The sequence below is a fragment of the Albidovulum denitrificans genome, from assembly GCF_002973535.1.
In the GTDB taxonomy this organism is placed as follows: domain Bacteria; phylum Pseudomonadota; class Alphaproteobacteria; order Rhodobacterales; family Rhodobacteraceae; genus Albidovulum; species Albidovulum denitrificans.
In genome coordinates, this window is sequence record NZ_PVEP01000001.1 from 770,165 (window position 1) to 786,417 (window position 16,253).

General features: G+C 67.2%; 16 protein-coding genes and 1 tRNA gene. 9 read left to right on the forward strand and 8 right to left on the reverse strand.

Features of this window, described 5'->3' with window-relative positions; genetic code table 11:
- Positions 1–13 precede the first annotated feature (13 nt).
- Positions 14–799: a ribose-5-phosphate isomerase RpiA gene (gene rpiA, locus LX70_RS03755; protein WP_105513158.1), complete on the reverse strand. Its 786-nt coding sequence runs from the start codon at positions 797–799 to the stop codon at positions 14–16.
- Between the two features lie 124 nt (positions 800–923).
- On the opposite strand from rpiA, the gene LX70_RS03760 reads away from it, so the two are divergent.
- The 4 genes from LX70_RS03760 (at position 924) to LX70_RS03775 (ending at position 4,618) form a co-directional block, all read left to right on the forward strand.
- Positions 924–1,382 carry a DUF2267 domain-containing protein gene (locus LX70_RS03760; protein WP_105513159.1) on the forward strand — a complete coding sequence of 153 codons (459 nt, stop codon included), beginning with the start codon at positions 924–926 and terminating at the stop codon, positions 1,380–1,382.
- A gap of 94 nt (positions 1,383–1,476) precedes the next feature.
- Entirely contained in the window at positions 1,477–2,169 is a 693-nt protein-coding gene (locus LX70_RS03765) for a glutathione S-transferase family protein (protein WP_105513160.1), read from the forward strand.
- A gap of 10 nt (positions 2,170–2,179) precedes the next feature.
- Positions 2,180–3,556 (forward strand): L-serine ammonia-lyase, encoded by a 1,377-nt coding sequence (locus tag LX70_RS03770; protein ID WP_105513161.1) that lies wholly within the window; start codon positions 2,180–2,182, stop codon positions 3,554–3,556.
- A 117-nt stretch (positions 3,557–3,673) separates the two neighbouring features.
- On the forward strand, positions 3,674–4,618 hold the full coding sequence (locus LX70_RS03775) for a DMT family transporter (RefSeq protein ID WP_105513162.1): 945 nt from the start codon (positions 3,674–3,676) through the stop codon (positions 4,616–4,618).
- Here LX70_RS03775 and LX70_RS03780 read toward each other — a convergent pair.
- Positions 4,593–5,246: a thiamine diphosphokinase gene (locus LX70_RS03780; protein WP_105513163.1), complete on the reverse strand. Its 654-nt coding sequence runs from the start codon at positions 5,244–5,246 to the stop codon at positions 4,593–4,595. The genes LX70_RS03775 and LX70_RS03780 overlap by 26 nt on opposite strands.
- 141 nt (positions 5,247–5,387) lie before the next feature.
- On the opposite strand from LX70_RS03780, the gene LX70_RS20640 reads away from it, so the two are divergent.
- Positions 5,388–7,724 (forward strand): hypothetical protein, encoded by a 2,337-nt coding sequence (locus LX70_RS20640; protein ID WP_170076106.1) that lies wholly within the window; start codon positions 5,388–5,390, stop codon positions 7,722–7,724.
- Positions 7,725–7,742: 18 nt separating this feature from the next.
- Here LX70_RS20640 and LX70_RS03790 read toward each other — a convergent pair whose 3' ends face one another.
- From LX70_RS03790 to LX70_RS03800, 3 genes are read right to left on the reverse strand one after another with little or no spacing between them, the layout of a single operon-like run.
- On the reverse strand, positions 7,743–7,997 hold the full coding sequence (locus tag LX70_RS03790; protein WP_105513164.1) for a DUF2842 domain-containing protein: 255 nt from the start codon (positions 7,995–7,997) through the stop codon (positions 7,743–7,745).
- The gene (locus LX70_RS03795) at positions 7,994–8,602 is read right to left on the reverse strand and encodes an NAD(P)H-dependent oxidoreductase (protein WP_105513165.1); all 609 of its coding nucleotides are present in this window, start codon (positions 8,600–8,602) and stop codon (positions 7,994–7,996) included. Before LX70_RS03795 ends, LX70_RS03790 begins: the two co-directional genes overlap by 4 nt.
- Positions 8,603–8,607: 5 nt before the next feature.
- Entirely contained in the window at positions 8,608–9,900 is a 1,293-nt protein-coding gene (locus LX70_RS03800; protein ID WP_105513166.1) for an adenylosuccinate synthase, read from the reverse strand.
- A gap of 136 nt (positions 9,901–10,036) precedes the next feature.
- Here LX70_RS03800 and LX70_RS03805 point away from each other — a divergent pair, with 136 nt between their 5' ends.
- The gene (locus LX70_RS03805) at positions 10,037–10,909 is read left to right on the forward strand and encodes a DMT family transporter (RefSeq protein WP_105513167.1); all 873 of its coding nucleotides are present in this window, start codon (positions 10,037–10,039) and stop codon (positions 10,907–10,909) included.
- Positions 10,910–11,041: 132 nt separating this feature from the next.
- Here LX70_RS03805 and LX70_RS03810 read toward each other — a convergent pair.
- The 3 genes from LX70_RS03810 to LX70_RS03820 all read right to left on the reverse strand — a co-directional run bounded on the left by LX70_RS03810 (position 11,042) and on the right by LX70_RS03820 (position 13,028).
- Positions 11,042–11,128, reverse strand: a tRNA-Leu gene (locus tag LX70_RS03810).
- Between the two features lie 153 nt (positions 11,129–11,281).
- The gene (locus tag LX70_RS03815) at positions 11,282–12,640 is read right to left on the reverse strand and encodes a peptidoglycan-binding domain-containing protein (protein ID WP_105513168.1); all 1,359 of its coding nucleotides are present in this window, start codon (positions 12,638–12,640) and stop codon (positions 11,282–11,284) included.
- A 136-nt stretch (positions 12,641–12,776) separates the two neighbouring features.
- Positions 12,777–13,028 carry a hypothetical protein gene (locus tag LX70_RS03820; protein ID WP_105513169.1) on the reverse strand — a complete coding sequence of 84 codons (252 nt, stop codon included), beginning with the start codon at positions 13,026–13,028 and terminating at the stop codon, positions 12,777–12,779.
- Between the two features lie 227 nt (positions 13,029–13,255).
- Between LX70_RS03820 and lipB the strand changes: the two genes are divergently transcribed.
- From lipB to ctaD, 3 genes are all read left to right on the forward strand, one after another.
- The gene (gene lipB / locus LX70_RS03825; protein ID WP_245884923.1) at positions 13,256–13,909 is read left to right on the forward strand and encodes a lipoyl(octanoyl) transferase LipB; all 654 of its coding nucleotides are present in this window, start codon (positions 13,256–13,258) and stop codon (positions 13,907–13,909) included.
- Positions 13,910–14,009: 100 nt separating this feature from the next.
- A complete protein-coding gene (locus LX70_RS03830; RefSeq protein WP_105513171.1) occupies positions 14,010–14,417 on the forward strand; it encodes a c-type cytochrome in 408 nt (135 codons plus the stop codon).
- A 147-nt stretch (positions 14,418–14,564) separates the two neighbouring features.
- Positions 14,565–16,238 (forward strand): cytochrome c oxidase subunit I, encoded by a 1,674-nt coding sequence (gene ctaD, locus LX70_RS03835; RefSeq protein ID WP_105513172.1) that lies wholly within the window; start codon positions 14,565–14,567, stop codon positions 16,236–16,238.
- Positions 16,239–16,253: the final 15 nt, after the last annotated feature.

The window sequence follows — 16,253 nt, forward strand, 5'->3', positions numbered from 1 at the left end:
GGGGGCGCGCGGCTTACCCCAGATCGTCGAACACGTTTTCCGGCGCGGCGAAGTCGATGCGGTCTTCTTCGCTGCTGCCGGTGGCGATGTCGCGCAGTTCCACCCGGCCGTCGCCATGGCCGATCACGACGCGGTCGCAGATGTCGATGAACAGCCCGTTCTCCACCACGCCCGGCACCTGGTTCAGCACCAGCGCCAGTTGCCGCGCATTGCCGATGCGGCCCAGATGCAGGTCAAGGATGCGGTTGCCCTCATCGCTGGTGAACGGCACATCGCCCTTCATGCGCAGCGTCACCTCGCGCCCGAGGACGTCGAGCGAGACCAGTATCTCCTCGATCAGCGCCTTCGAGGTCTGCCAGCCGAAGGGGACCACCTCGACCGGCAGGGGGAAGGCGCCGAGATGGGCGACCTCCTTGGCGGCGTCGGCGATCACGATCATCTGGTCCGAGGCGGTCGCGACGATCTTTTCGCGCAGATGCGCCCCGCCGCCCCCCTTGATGAGGTTCAGGTCGGGGTCGAATTCATCGGTCCCGTCGATGGTCAGGTCAAGCCAGCGCGCCTCTTCCAGCGCGACGACGGTGATCCCTTCGGCGCGCGCCAGCGCCGCCGTGCGGTCCGAGGTCGGGACGCCGGTGATCTTCAGCCCCTCCTCCCGCACCCGCTGGCCCAGACAGCGCACCATCCAGGCCGCGGTAGAGCCGGACCCAAGCCCCACGCGCATCCCCCCTTCGACGAAATCGACCGCGCGCCGGGCGGCCGCGAATTTCGCCGTCTCGATCGGGGACAGGTTGGGGGCCATGGGTCACTCCATTGCGGTTCGGGTCATGTTATACGCAAGATATGGGGCGGGCGCGAGGGTGATTTCGGTCCGGCCCCTCGCAACCGCACCGTCCTGCCCTAGATCCGGGGAAAGGAGAACGACCATGCCGATGCCTTGGGCCATCCGCCACGCCACGAAAGACTGGCAAGCCTTCCTCACCGACGCGAAGGACCGATTGGACCTGACGTCGGACAATTCCGCCTACACGGCAGTCGATGCAGTCATTCAGGTCTTTCGCCGCCGCCTGAGCGTGGAGGAAGCCATCGCCTTCGCACAGATCCTGCCCGCCTGCCTCCGCGCGCTCTTCGTGCAGGACTGGAACGTGACGGCCACGCCCGTACCCTTCGCGACCCGTGACGAGATGAGGCGAGAGGCACAAGCGGTTCGCAAGGATCACAACCTGACGCCGGACCATGCGATCGAGGCAGTGGCCTGGGCGCTGCGTCGGCATGTCCGCCAGCGCGATCTCGATGATTTTCTGGCGCAGTTGCCAAGGGGCGCGACCGATTTCTGGCATGTCGAGACCGACGACCCGCGCGAACTTCACCGCCGCATCACGTAAGCACCCGCGCGGTTTCAGCGGCAAAGCGTCGTTTTCCGCCGTCGCCACCGGGCGTAAGGCGCGTTAATCTGGCCATCGGAAACGGACCCGCGCGATGTATGTACTGCACTATGCCCCCGACAACGCCTCTCTCATCGTGCGCCTCGCGCTCGAAGACATGCGGCTGCCCTATCGCACGGTGCTGGTCGATCGCGCGCGGCGCGAGCAGGACGGCGCGGCCTATCGGCGGCTGAACCCCGCCGGGCTGATCCCGGCGCTGGAAACCCCCGCCGGCCCCTTGTCGGAAACCGGGGCGATCCTGCTGTGGCTGGCGGAGGAACATGGGGCGTTGGCCCCTGCGCCCGGCAGCCCGGAGCGCGGGCAGTTCCTGCGCTGGCTGTTCTTCACCGCCAACACGCTTCATGCCGACATCCGGCTTTTCTTCTACCCCGACCGCCATGCCGGGACCGGCGCCGATGTGGGGGCCTTCGCCGATACGACGCAGGCCCGCATCCTGCGCCATCTCGGCCTGATGGAGGACCTCGCCGCCGGGCGCCCCGACTGGCTGTCGCCCGATGCGCCCTCGGTCCTGTCTTGGTATGTCGTCACCCTGATCCGCTGGCTGGCGCTTTATCCGACGGGCCGGGCCGGATGGCTGGACCTGACGGCCTTCCCCGCCCTGCACACGCTCGCCGCCGCGCATGAGGGCCGACCCGCCGCGCGGAAAGCCGCCCTTGCCGAAGGGCTGGGCGACACCATCTTTACCAACCCCAGCTACGCCCGCCCGCCCGAGGGCAGCGCGACCTGAAAGGACGCCCATGTTCCTCTCCGTCTTCGACATCTTCAAGGTGGGCGTCGGCCCGTCCTCATCCCATACGATGGGGCCGATGGTGGCCGGGGGGCGGTTCCTTGACCTCTTGCGCGCCTCGCCCTTCCATCCGAAAGGGCTGCGCGCCTCGCTTCACGGCTCGCTCGCCTTTACCGGCAAGGGGCATGCGACCGACCGCGCCACGATCCTCGGCCTCGCCGGGTTCCTGCCCGACAGCTATGACCACGACAAGGCCGAGGCCGCGCTGGCCGCGATTGCCGGGACCGGCACCGTCACCCCGCCCGAGATGCCGACACTGACCTTCCGGCCCGAGACCGACCTGGTCTTCGACTACGGCCACCCGCTGGAGGGTCACGCCAATGGCATGATCCTGATGGCGACCGACGCGCAGGGCGACGTGATCCTGCAAGAGACCTACTATTCCATCGGCGGCGGCTTCGTCCTGACCGAGGCGGAGTTGCAGAACGCGGGCAGCGTCGCCGCCAAGCCCTCGGGCTGCCCCTACCCGTTCCAGAACGCCGCCCAGATGCTTGAGATGGCCGCCGCCTCGGGTAAGTCGGTCGCCGCGATGAAGCGCGCGAATGAGCTGCACTTTCGCACGCAGAAGGACCTTGACGACGGCATGGCGCGGCTCTGGCAGGTGATGAACGACTGTATCGAACGGGGCCTTGCCACCGACGGCATCCTGCCCGGCGGGCTGAAGGTGCGCCGCCGCGCCAAGGGCATCCATGTGGCGCTTGAGGCCGAGCGCGGGCTGAACCTGACCGCGCCGCATACCATCAACGACTGGATGAGCGTTTACGCCATGGCGGTGAATGAGGAAAACGCCGCGGGCGGTCAGGTCGTCACCGCGCCCACCAACGGCGCGGCGGGCGTGGTGCCGGCGGTGATCCGCTACTGGCTGGATCACGTTCCGGGCGCGGCCCCGTCGCGGGTGGGGGAGTTCCTGCTGACCGCCGCCGCCATCGGCGGGATCGTAAAGACCAACGCCTCGATCTCGGGCGCCGAATGCGGCTGCCAGGCCGAGGTCGGGTCGGCCTCGGCCATGGCGGCGGCCGGGCTGTGCGCGGTGATGGGCGGGACGGCGGAACAGGTCGAAAACGCGGCCGAGATCGCGCTGGAACATCACCTCGGCATGACCTGCGACCCGGTGAAGGGGCTGGTGCAGGTGCCGTGCATCGAACGGAACGGTCTGGGCGCGATCAAGGCGGTTTCGGCGGCGAGCCTTGCGCTGCGCGGCGACGGCAAGCATTTCGTGCCGCTCGATTCCGCCATCGAGACGATGCGCCAGACCGGCCATGACATGCATGAGAAGTACAAGGAAACCTCGCTCGGCGGGCTGGCGGTAAACGTCCCGAACTGCTGAGGACAAGGCCGGGAGGGCGCTGCCCTCCCGGACCCACCCGGAGTATTTGGAAACAGAAGAAGCGCCGGTGTCGGTTTTGGAATGGACGTCGCCAGGGCTACGGGATACCCGGGCCGGATGAGCCAGACCGACCGCATCTTGCCCGGCGTCGCGATGATGATCGCCTTCTGTACGCTGGCGCCGCTGATCGACGTGTTTTCCAAACTCGCCGCGCAGGAGGTGCCGGTGGGGGTGATCGTGCTGGGCCGGGGACTGGTGCAGGCGGTGCTGATGGCGCCGGTGATGGTTGTGATGGGGTTCTCGCTCAGGCCCGACCGGCGGACCCTTGGCCTGACCGCGCTGCGGGCGCTGATGCTGGCCTCATCGACCTATTGCTTCGTCGCCGCCGTGCGGGTGATGCCGATTGCCGATGCGCTGGCCATCGCCTTTGTCGAGCCGTTCCTGATCCTTGTCATCGGCCGCTTCGCGTTCGGCGAGCAGGTCGGGCAGCGTCGGATCATCGCCTGCGTGGTGGGATTTCTGGGGGCGCTTCTGGTGATCCAGCCCTCCTTCGCGGCCTTCGGCTCCGCCGCTTTCTTTCCGCTTGGCACCGCGCTCTCCTTCGCGCTTTACATGCTGGTGACGCGGCACCTGTCGCGGCGGATGCATCCGGTGGCGATGCAGTTTCACACCGCGCTTCTGGCGGCGCTGATCTGCCTGCCGGTTCTGGGGTTCGGAACCTGGGCCGGGATCGGGCCGATCACCTTCGAGATGCCGCAAGGGGTGTTCCTGATCTGGTGCGCGGGCGTCGGCCTGGCCGCCACGGTCAGCCATATGGCGATCACCTATGCGCTTTCCTTCGCGCCCTCCTCCACCCTCGCGCCGCTGCATTATCTTGAGATCGTGACGGCGACGCTTTTCGGTTACCTGATCTTCGACGATTTCCCCGACGCGCTGACCTGGGCCGGGATCGGGATCATCGTCAGTTCCGGCCTGTACATCATCCACCGCGAGCGGCGGCTGGCCAGGGCGGCGCGGCTGGCCGATCTGGCCACCGTCAGCGCGTCCGAAGCACCTCTCTGAGGCAGGCGCGCGGCAGGATCACCAGAAGCGCGCCGGAGGTGACGGTCAGCTCCACCGGCCCGGTGGCCTCATTCGACGTCCCCGATCGCCCGTCCGGCGCGAAGGCGACCGCATCGACCGGCCAGCGCAGGCCCCGGCTTGTCGCCCGCGCGGGCGACATCGGGAAGAGTGAAAACCGGGTGCCGGGCGCGAGGTCAAGCGACAGCCGTTCGGGGGCGAGGAAGACGATATCCTCAGCCCCGACGACGATGGTATTCCCCGCCCGGCGCCGCGCCAGCACGTTCCAGACCGCAAGCTCATGGTCGATGCGCGCGCCGGTGAAGCCAAGCGCGAGGATCAGGGGCGCGTCGATGGCGCGCAGGCATTTCTCGAAATCGGTGCTGTCCTGTTCGGCGATGTGATGCAGCCGGTCGGCGGGGATCGCCGCGCGGGTCGCGGCGGCAAGCGAATCGAAGTCGCCGATCACGGCATCGGGAACCAATCCGCCCGCGATTGCCACATTGGCGCCACCATCGGCTGCGACAAGGGTCGGCGCGAGGGCAAGCGCCTCCGAAAGGTCGGAATGGGCGGATTGTCCCCCACCTAGCAGGGTAACCGGGAAGCGTGATTGGACAATGACCGATGACATGGCAGTATTGATGCCAATTAAGGCATAGAAACACAATCTTGGCCCAAATGAATCCTTCTTTTTACCCGGTTTTGTCCACGGTAGCGCACAAGTTGCCCCTGAGGTTGGAAACAGAGGCATAATCAGAAAGCGAGCATCCCCATGGTCGGTGCGAGTAAAATCCTGACGGTATCCTACGGAACCTTCTCCTGCACGCTGGAGGGTTTCGATGAGCCGTTCTCGACGATGAAGGCGATCGCGGAGTATTTCCGCGACCTTGCGGCGGATGACCGCTATTTCGGCGCCGTGCCGCCGACCCCCGATGCCGAGATGCTGCACCGGATCGCGGAACGCGAGATCAACCGCCGGGTCGAGGCGCGCGTCAGCGAGGACGGTATCGTGCTGCGCCCCGAGGGGATGCAGGCCGCCCCCCTGCCGGTGGCCGAGCCTGCCCCCGTGGCGCCCGCGCCCGCGCCCGCACCGGTGGCCGAGGCCCCCGCCCGTCCGTCCGTGGCGGAAAGCGTGGCCGCCAAGCTTGCCCGTATCCGCGCCGTGGTGAACGATGCGCCGGTGGCCACCGCGGCTGCGGTTGCGGTTCCCTATGAGGAAGACGAGGCGACCGATGAGGTGCCGTCCGCCGATGACGCGGCCGAGACCGATTTCGGCTTCACGCTCGATTATGGCGACATGCCGGGGCTGAAGGCCGAGGACGCCGCGCCGGAAGAGGTCGCGGAGGCGGACACCGCCGAAGACGACGCCGCGCTGTCGAACGTGATGGCCGCGGTGGAAACCGAAGAGACCCCGGTCGAGGAAGCCGTCGCCGAGGCGGAAGATGAGCTTGCCGAACCGCAGGACGACGAAGCCGGCATCGCCGCCTTTGCCGTGACCGAAGAGACGGTGACCGAGGACGCGGTGGCCGAGGACGCGGTGGCCGAGGACGCGGTGGCCGAGGACGCGGTGGCCGATGAGTCCGCCGATGTCGAGGCGCTGATCGGGGCGCTTGCGGCCGAGGAAGAGGTCGCCGAAGTCGAGGCACCGGTCGAGGAGATCGAGACCGAGGAAGAGGTCGAGGAGATCGAAGCCGAGGAAGAGGTCGCCGAGGTCGAGGCGCCGGTCGCCGAGGTCGAAGAGATCGAGGACGAGGAAGACACCGCCGAATTCGACGCGGATGAGGACGAAGACGCCCTTGAGGCCTTCGCCGAGGACGAGGACATCGCAGCCCTCGAAGCGCTCGACGGTATCGAGGACGAGGACGAGGCAGACGCCGAGGCCGAAGCCATGGTCGCCTTCGACGACCCGACCGAGGGGCTGGACGACGAGGCCTATGAGGACGAGGCCGACGAAGAGATGGCCGAAGACGAGACCCCGCGCGCAAGTGCGACGGTCCTGCGCCTGAGCCGCGCCGATGAGGCCGACGACCACGCCTATGACGACGACGCCTATGACGACGATCTCGACGGCACCGAGGATGAGGCAGAAGCCGCCTTCGCGCTCTCGGAAGATACCCCGGTCGAGGACCGCACCGCCGCCCTCATGGCCGCGCTCTCGGGCGACGATTACGACGATGAGTTCGAGGACAACGCCGCCGCGACCGAAGAGGATGACAACGCTATCCTCGCCCAGATCGGCGCCGCCATCGGCGAAACCGGCCTGCCGGAGGACGAGGAGCAGGAGCTTCTGCGCGACCTCGCCGACGCCACGCGCGAATTGCGCCGCGACAACCAGGAAGGCCGCGCCATCCTTGAAGGCGGCTCGGACGACGAGGACGCCTCGGTCGAGCGGCTGATGGAAGAGGCCAAGTCGAAGCTGGAGGGGGTGGAAAACCGCCGCCGCTTCTCGGCCATCGCGCATCTGAAGGCCGCCGTCGCCGCCACCGTGGCCGACCGCAAGATGAAGTCGAACGACGCCGGTGTCGGCGCCGCCTCGGAGGCCGCCGACCATACCGAACGCTACCGCGACGACCTGTCCAAGGCCGTCCGCCCGCGCCGCCCCGCCGCCGACAGCCTGCCGACGACGCAGCGCCCGACGATGGCCACGCGCATGGCGCCGCTGGTCCTCGTCTCGGAACAGCGCGTCGACACGGCCGAGGAAGGCCGCGGCGAAGCGGCGGTGGTCCGCCCCCGCCGGGTCCGCGCGACCGTGATGGAAAGCACGGTGGAAGCGGATCAGGACGACGCGGAAGACATGATCGTCAACCCCGAGGACGCCCGCAGCTTTGCCGAATTCGCCGAACGCCTCGGCGCGTCGAACCTGCCGGAGCTGCTGGAGGCCGCCGCCGCCTATACCGCGACGGTCGAGGGGGTTGAGCATTTCTCGCGCCCGCACATCATCCGCAAGGTCATCGGCATGGCCGACGAAGAGGATTACAGCCGCGAGGACAGCCTGCGGTCCTTCGGGATGCTGCTGCGCCAGGGCAAGATCCAGAAGGTCAGCCGCGGCCAGTTCACGCTGACCGACGCCTCGCGCTACATGACCGAGGCGCGCCGCGTGGCGAACTGAGGCACGGCAATCAGAGTATCAGGGGCGGTCTTCGGGCCGCCCCTTTTGCATGTCGGGGTCTTCCTTGCCGACACCGCGAAAGACAAAGCGGAAAGGCAGCGCCCAAAGAACCCCCAGCACGACATAGACCGCGATTTCGGCCAGAAACGGCGGGCGGCCGAAGATCATGCTGATCCAGCCGATCACGCTGACCGCCAGCATGATATAAAGCGGCAGGCCGATCAGCAGGATCACCAGCGACCAACGACGGCGGGCGGTATAGGACAGGCTCATGCGATCATCTCCCTTGCGCGGCGGCGAAGCCCGGCCGCACTGCGGGCGGCGCGTTCGATCCGTGCGCGCCATTTCGGCAGGTTCCGTTCCGCGCCACCACGCCGGACCATGCCGAAGTAATGCAGGCGGATCGGGCGGAACCCGACGAAGCCCAGCACCTGACGGCGATAGCGCCAGCCGAGCGGATCGAAATAGGCAAGGCGCAGGTAAAGCGGCGGCGTGTCCATGGTCACGATCACATCCGCCGACCGCCCGGCCAGAAGCCGGTCCCACCACGGATCGCCCTTGTGGTAACGGAAGGCGCGGCGCGGCAGCAGCACACGGTCCCAGAACCCCTTCAGCCGCGCCGGTTCCGCCCCCCACCAAAGCGGGAAGGCCAGAACGAGGTGATCGCAGCCCTCGATCCGCGCCAGCGCCTGTTCCAGATCCGGCTCCAGCGGCGGCACATCCTCATACCCGCGCGACAGATCGGGTTCGAAGGCCAGATCGCGCACCGCGATCCGGTCGACCGTGACCCCCTTGGGCAGCGCCGCCTGATAGGTGTCCAGCAGATGCGCGCTCAGCCGGTTCCGGTCGGGATGGCCGTCGATCAGAAGCGCCTTCATCGGCACTAGTCCGCAAACGGATCGGTGACGAGGATCGTGTCATCCCGTTCCGGGCTGGTCGACAGCATCGCGACCGGGCACTGGATCAATTCCTCGATCCGGCGGACATACTTCACCGCGGCGCCCGGCAGGTCGTTCCACGACCGCGCGCCCTGGGTGCTTTCGGCCCAGCCCTCAAGCTCTTCATAGATCGGTTTCGCCCTGGCCTGAAGCGCGGCCTGGGTCGGCAGGTAGTCATAGCGCTGGCCGTCCACGTCATAGGCGACGCAGATCTTCAGCGTTTCGAACCCGTCCAGCACGTCAAGCTTGGTCAGCGCGATGCCCTTCATGCCGGAAATCGCGCAGGTCTGGCGCACCAGCACCGCGTCGAACCAGCCGCAGCGGCGCTTGCGCCCCGTGACGGTACCGAACTCATGCCCGCGCGTGCCAAGCCGTTCGCCATCGGCGTCGTCAAGCTCGGTCGGGAACGGGCCTTCACCGACACGGGTCGTGTAGGCCTTGACGATGCCAAGCGAGTAATCGACCGCGTTCGGCCCCATGCCGACGCCCGTCGCCGCCTGCCCCGCGATCACGTTGGAGGAGGTCACGAAGGGATAGGTGCCGAAGTCGATATCGAGAAGGCTGCCCTGCGCGCCTTCGAAAAGGATACGCTTGCCCGCGCGGCGCAGCTCCCCCAGCACCTTCCAGACGGGGGCCGCGTATTTCAGGATCTCGGGCGCGATGGCGCGAAGCTCGGCCAGGATCGCGTCGCGGTCGATCGGCTCGATCCCCAGACCGGAGCGCAGCGCGTTGTGATGGACCAGCGCCCGGTCGACACGCAGTTCCAGCGTGTCGGCATCGGCAAGGTCCGCGACGCGGATCACCCGGCGGCCGACCTTGTCCTCATAGCACGGCCCGATGCCGCGCCCGGTGGTGCCGATCTTGGCCACACTCGCCTGCGCTTCACGCGCGCGGTCAAGCTCGCCGTGGAAGGGCATGATAAGGGGGGTGTTTTCGGCGATCATCAGCGTCTTTGGCGTGATCTCCACGCCTTGCGCGCGGATCGCGGCGATCTCCTTGACCAGATGCCAGGGGTCGAGGACGACGCCATTGCCGATGACGGAAAGCTTGCCGCCCCGCACCACGCCCGAAGGCAGCGCGTTCAGCTTGTAGACCTTGTTGCCGATGACCAGCGTATGGCCCGCATTATGCCCGCCCTGAAACCGCGCGATGACATCGGCGCGTTCCGAGAGCCAGTCGACGATCTTGCCCTTGCCCTCGTCCCCCCACTGGGCGCCCACAACCACGACATTGGCCATCCGTCCTGCTCCTTATGCGGCAAACGGGGCCGGTATAGCGGCACGCCGGACGGGAGGAAACCGGATTTTCGCGGGTGGGGGGATGGCACGTCGCGGAAGCCTTGCCATCAGTCAATGTTAGCGCTAACTGACCCTCATGCAGCCCACCTCTCCCCTGCCCGGCATCGGCCTGCGGCTTTTGGCGACCCTTCTGATGACGGCCATGTCGGCGGCGGTTCATGCGGTGGCGGACCGGGTGCCGGTGGGGCAGATCATCTTCTGGCGGTCGGCCGTCGCATTGCTGCCGATCTGCCTTTACGCGGCGCAGCGCGGGCCGTTTCCGGCGGCCCTTCGCACAGGCAACGCGCGCGCGCATGTCCTGCGCAGCCTGTTCGGCGCGCTGTCGATGGCGCTTTCCTTCCTGTCGCTTGCCTATCTGCCGGTCGCGACGGCACAGGGGCTGGCCTATCTCGCCCCCGTCCTCACCCTGCCCTTCGCGGCGCTGATGCTGGGAGAGCGGCTGCACAAGGGTATCGTGCTGCCGGTCCTGCTGGGCCTCGCCGGGGTCGGCCTGATCTTCGGCGCCGCCATGGCGGTGCCGGGCGAAGGTGCCGCCATCGGCGTTGCGGCCGCGCTTGGCTATGCGGTCACCATGGCCTTCGTAAGGGTCCATATCAAATCCATGACCGGCACCGAAAGCGCCGCCGCCATCGCCTTTTACTTCGCGCTGACCTCGACCCTTGTCGGGCTGGCGACATGGCCCTTCGGCTGGGTCGCGCCCGACGGTGTCACGCTTCTGTGGCTGATCCTTGCCGGGCTTCTGGGCGGGTTGGGCCATATCGCCGCGACCGAGGCGACGGCACGGGCGCCGATCTCGGTCCTGGCGGCCTTCGACTATACCGGGCTGATCTGGGCGCTTGGCTTCGACATCCTGCTGTTCGGCCTCTGGCCCGGCGGCGCGGACCTGGCGGGCGCCGCCCTGATCCTTGCCGCCGCACTCTGGGTCACGCGCCCGGCCCGCGCGGCGTGAGGGGCGGGACGGCCCTGTCCCTATAGCGTTTCAGCGCCGTCCGACCGCGCCCCGACCGGCGCATGGCGCGCGCCTCGGGCAAATCCCCCATCAGGGGCTTTCGACGGTCCGGTGATCGGGAAAGGTAAGAAGTGGTGCGGTTGAGAAGACTCGAACTTCCACGGGGGTTAGCCCACAGCGACCTCAACGCTGCGCGTCTACCAATTCCGCCACAACCGCACCGGGCCCGAAGGATACCCTCGGGCGAGGTGGGCGCTTCTTAGCCAAAGCCTTCGGCGATGTGAAGGGGGATTTTCGGCCCGGCCGCAAAAAGACGCGCCGCGCGGAACGGGGGCCGCCCCTGGGGGGCGGCCTGCCCTTGTCAGGCGGCCATCACTCGGCGGTGCCGGTCGCCGCGTCGCCCGCGGGCGCAGGCACCTGGAAGGTCGGCAGCGCGGCCTTGACCGGGGGGGCGGCGGCTTCGTCGTCGCGCCCGGTGATGGCATAGGCGGCCTTGCGGACAAGCGCCATGCGCTCCGGCTGGCCCGGCGCGAAGACCGGGGTTGCGCCCTTTTCGGCGGCGCCGATGGCCATGCCGTACCAGTCGAAGGCCAGATCGGTGCGCTGGGTGGCGCCATAGCCCTGCGACAGGTGATGGCCCAGAAGCTCACCGTACCCCGCCTCGCCCAGCGCGGTCAGGATCAGGGCCGAGCCGACGGCCACGTCCATGTTGTCCTGCGCATAGCCGACCGAAAGGCAGATCTTCGCCGTCGCGGCCAGTTGCGCGGGCGACATGCCGGTGGAAAGCGCGAAGTTGCGGGTTTCGGCCAGCACATCGGTGGCCGGTTGCAGCGACAGTGCCGCCACCTCGGCCTTCATCGCCGGGGCAAAGCCTGCGCATTGCTCGGCGATCTGGGCCGGTGTGGTGCCGGGGACCTGGGCGGCCATCTCCTCACCCGTGGCGATGGCGTAGCTGCGGGCCAGGCAGAACTGCTCACCCAGCGCCGCCGACGGGTCGGTCATGTTGGCCACCGTCGTGTAGCCGCCATTCGTCGTCGTCATCATCGCGACCTTGTTGCAGGTCGAGGCGAGCGAGACCTGCGTCGCGCCTGCGCTGCCTAGGAAGGTCGGCAAGCCGCCATTGGCCGGGTCCGCCGCCGGGGCGGTCGCGGCGATAACCGGGGCCGCCTCGGGCGCGAGCGCCGCGGGCGGCTCTGCGACCAGCGCCATCTGGCCCTGCTGCGGGACCGCCGGAACGGTGATGCCCGCCGCTTCGTCCCGCCAGGTCACCAGAAGGCCGCGCAGGCCCATCGGGTTCGCCGCCGCCTGCTGCATCGTCACCGCCCCGCCCGCGATGGCGCGGTGGTAGGACCCGATGAGGTGGGTGCGTTCATATTCCGTCAGCTGCCCCGTCGGCGTATAGCCCAGCGTCAGCTGATAGTCAGAAATCCCGGCCCGCGACTGGCGCCCCAGCACCCCGTCCGGCGTGCCGACCGGATAGCCGAAATAGTTCAGCGCCACCTGCACCTCGCGGTTGGCCTCGCGCTGCGCGCTGGACAGGCCGGTGCGCTTGGTGGTGCGCCGGACCGTCGTCGTGCGCTTGTTCTTGTTGGCCTCGTTCACGATGATGCCGCCGATGATCCCGCCGACGACCCCGCCGACCAGCCCGTCGGCATCCGCCATCGCCGGGGCCGCCTGGCCAAGCATCAGCGCGGCGACCACGCAGCCCTTCGCAAGTGAATGTTTCCTCATGGACCTAGTCCTTCCCTCGTTATCAATTCCGTCGCCCGGCCGAACGGCATCGGCCGGTCAATCGCGGCGTCCCAATGACGCCAGTCTGGCCGAGGTCCGGGATTCGGGCAATCACGCATTCGCGAAACAATCGTTTTCAACGGGTTACGGCCGCGAGACGATCCTTGCGGTAGAGCGCGCGGTTCATCTGCGCGCTGGGGGCGATCTTGCGATAGGCGGCGCGGTTCATCTGCGCGATGGCCACGGGCGGGCGCGGGCTGTCATAGCTGGCGCGGTTCATCTGGGCATGGGGCGCGGGCGTCGTACTTTCCGCCGCCATCAGGAACGAGGCGAGCAGCAGGCCCGAGCACAAGGCGATCGACAGCGAGGCGATCTTGTAAGCGGACATGGTGAAATCTCCGAAATGGGAATGACGCGGCCGGGGACCGGCGGCGCGGGATGAAAAACGTGGCGTCTGAATGGCGGCGATGATGCGCCCGGCGGGGCTGCCGCGCCAGTCGGGAATTCCAGCCCGTCCCTTTGTGGACAGGCCCCGGCCCTTCCCGGCCACGCCCCTTCCCAGCCGCGCCCCGGATCGCTATGTCGGGCGCGGGAGCAAGAGAAGGGACCCCGCCCGTGGTTGAATGGACCCACCTGCCCGGCCTGTCGGAGTATGAGGCCACGCTTGCCGCGATGGAGGCGCGCGTGGCGGCGATTTCGGCGGGAACGGCGGATGAGGCGGTCTGGCTTCTTGAACACCCGCCGCTTTACACCGCCGGGACCTCGGCCCGGCCCGGGGACCTGACCGATCCGGGCCGTTTTCCGGTCTTCACCGCCGGGCGCGGCGGGCAATACACCTATCACGGGCCGGGGCAGCGCGTGGCCTATGTGATGCTTGACCTCAACCGGCGCGGCTGCGACGTGCGACGCTTTGTCGCGCAGCTTGAGGCCTGGATCATCGCCGCGCTGGCAGGGTTCAACGTGACCGGCGAGATTCGCGACGGACGGGTCGGCGTCTGGGTGCGCCGCCCCGACAAGCCCCCCCTGCCCGACGGCACGCTACGCGAGGACAAGATCGCCGCCATCGGCGTAAAGTTGCGCCGCTGGGTCAGCTTTCATGGGGTTTCGGTCAACCTCGACCCCGATCTGGACCATTTCGGGGGAATCGTTCCCTGCGGCATCCGCGACCACGGCGTCACCAGCCTTGTCGATCTCGGCCTGCCGGTGACGATGGACGATCTGGACCTTGCCCTGAAGCGCAGCTTCGACAGGGTTTTCCCCACCGCCTGAGCGCAGGGCCGCGCGCCCAATCGTGTATGGAAATCCCTTTCTGCAAAGGCTAGAAAGGTCCGTGCAGCGCGAACACCAAATACCCTACAAGGAGTAGCGAATGAAACTTGCCATCATCAGCGCCGTGGCGTGCGTCGCTCTGGCCACCCCGCTTTTCGCCGAAGGCGATGCCGCGAACGGGGAGAAGGAATTCAAGAAGTGCAAGGCCTGCCACATGATCGTGGCCGACGACGGCACCGAGATCGTGAAGGGCGGCAAGACCGGCCCGAACCTTTATGGCGTGATCGGCCGCGCGGTCGCCTCGGTCGAGGATTTCAAGTACGGCGACGGCATCCTGGCCGTGGGCGCCTCGGGCGCCGTCTGGGATGAGGCGAGCCTTGCGGAATACCTCCTCGACCCGACCGCCTATATCGACACCCATGGCGGCGAAGGCAAATCCAAGATGACCTTCAAGCTGAAGAAGGGTGGCGAGGACGTCGCGGCCTATCTGGCCTCGGTCGCGCAGTAAGCGCCCGTCAAAAACACTGCCGCCGGGGCCGGATTTCCGCGCCCCGGCGCGTTTTCCGCGATTGCCCATCGGGGGAGAGCGGACTATTAGACAAAAAGACGCAGCGCGGAGCGATCAGCCGCAGCGCGCAGGAAACGGGAGAATCACATGGCCGACGCAGCCGTACATGGCCACGGAGAGCATGACGAGCGGGGCTTTTTCACCCGCTGGTTCATGTCCACGAACCACAAGGACATCGGTATCCTCTACCTCTTCACGGCCGCGACCGTAGGCTTCGTCTCGGTCGCCTTCACCGTGTACATGCGGCTGGAGCTGATGCACCCCGACGTGCAGTACATGTGCGCCGAAGGGATGCGCCTGTTCGCCGATGCCTCGCAGCCCTGTACGCCGAACGGCCACCTGTGGAACACCATCGTGACCGCGCACGGCATCCTGATGATGTTCTTCGTCGTGATTCCCGCGCTTTTCGGCGGTTTCGGCAACTATTTCATGCCGCTGATGATCGGCGCGCCGGACATGGCCTTCCCGCGCATGAACAACCTTTCCTACTGGCTCTACGTCGCCGGGACCTCGCTTGCCGTCGCCTCGCTTTTCGCGCCGGGCGGCGACAGCCAGACCGGCTCGGGCGTGGGCTGGGTTCTCTACCCGCCGCTTTCGTCGCGTGAGGCAGGCTGGTCCATGGACCTCGCGCTCTTCGCGGTTCACCTGTCGGGGGCGTCCTCGATCCTTGGCGCGATCAACATGATCACCACCTTCCTGAACATGCGCGCGCCGGGCATGACGCTGCACAAGGTGCCGCTGTTCGCCTGGTCGATCTTCGTCACCTCGTGGCTGATCCTGCTGTCGCTGCCGGTTCTGGCGGGCGCGATCACCATGCTCATCACCGACCGCAACTTCGGCACGACCTTCTTCGACCCGGCCGGTGGCGGTGACCCGATCCTGTACCAGCACATCCTGTGGTTCTTCGGCCACCCGGAAGTCTACATCATCATCATCCCCGGCTTCGGCATCATCAGCCATGTCATCGCGACCTTCGCGAAGAAGCCGATCTTCGGTTACCTGCCGATGGTCTATGCGATGGTGGCGATCGGGGTTCTGGGCTTCGTCGTCTGGGCGCACCACATGTACACCGTCGGCATGTCGCTGACCCAGCAGTCCTACTTCATGCTGGCGACGATGGTGATCGCGGTGCCCACGGGCATCAAGGTCTTCAGTTGGATCGCGACGATGTGGGGCGGCTCGATCGAGTTCAAGACGCCGATGCTCTGGGCCTTTGGCTTCCTCTTCCTCTTCACCGTCGGCGGCGTGACCGGCGTGGTGCTGAGCCAGGCCCCGGTCGACCGCTTCTATCACGACACCTATTTCGTCGTGGCCCACTTCCACTATGTGATGTCGCTTGGCGCGGTCTTCGCGATCTTCGCCGGCATCTACTACTGGATCGGCAAGATGAGCGGCCGGCAGTACCCGGAAATGTTGGGCAAGCTGCACTTCTGGATGATGTTCATCGGGTCCAACCTGATCTTCTTCCCGCAGCACTTCCTTGGCCGTCAGGGCATGCCGCGCCGCTACATCGACTACCCGGAGGCGTTCGCCTACTGGAACTGGGTCTCCTCGATCGGCGCCTTCATCTCCTTCGCGTCCTTCGTGTTGTTCATCGGCATCGTCATCTACACGCTGCGCGCGGGCAAGCGCGTGACCGAGAACAACTATTGGAACGAATACGCCGACACGCTGGAATGGACCCTGCCCTGCCCGCCGCCGGAGCATACGTTCGAAACGCTGCCCAAGCAGTCGGACTGGGACAAGGGCCACGCCCACTGAGGCACGGCACCTGAC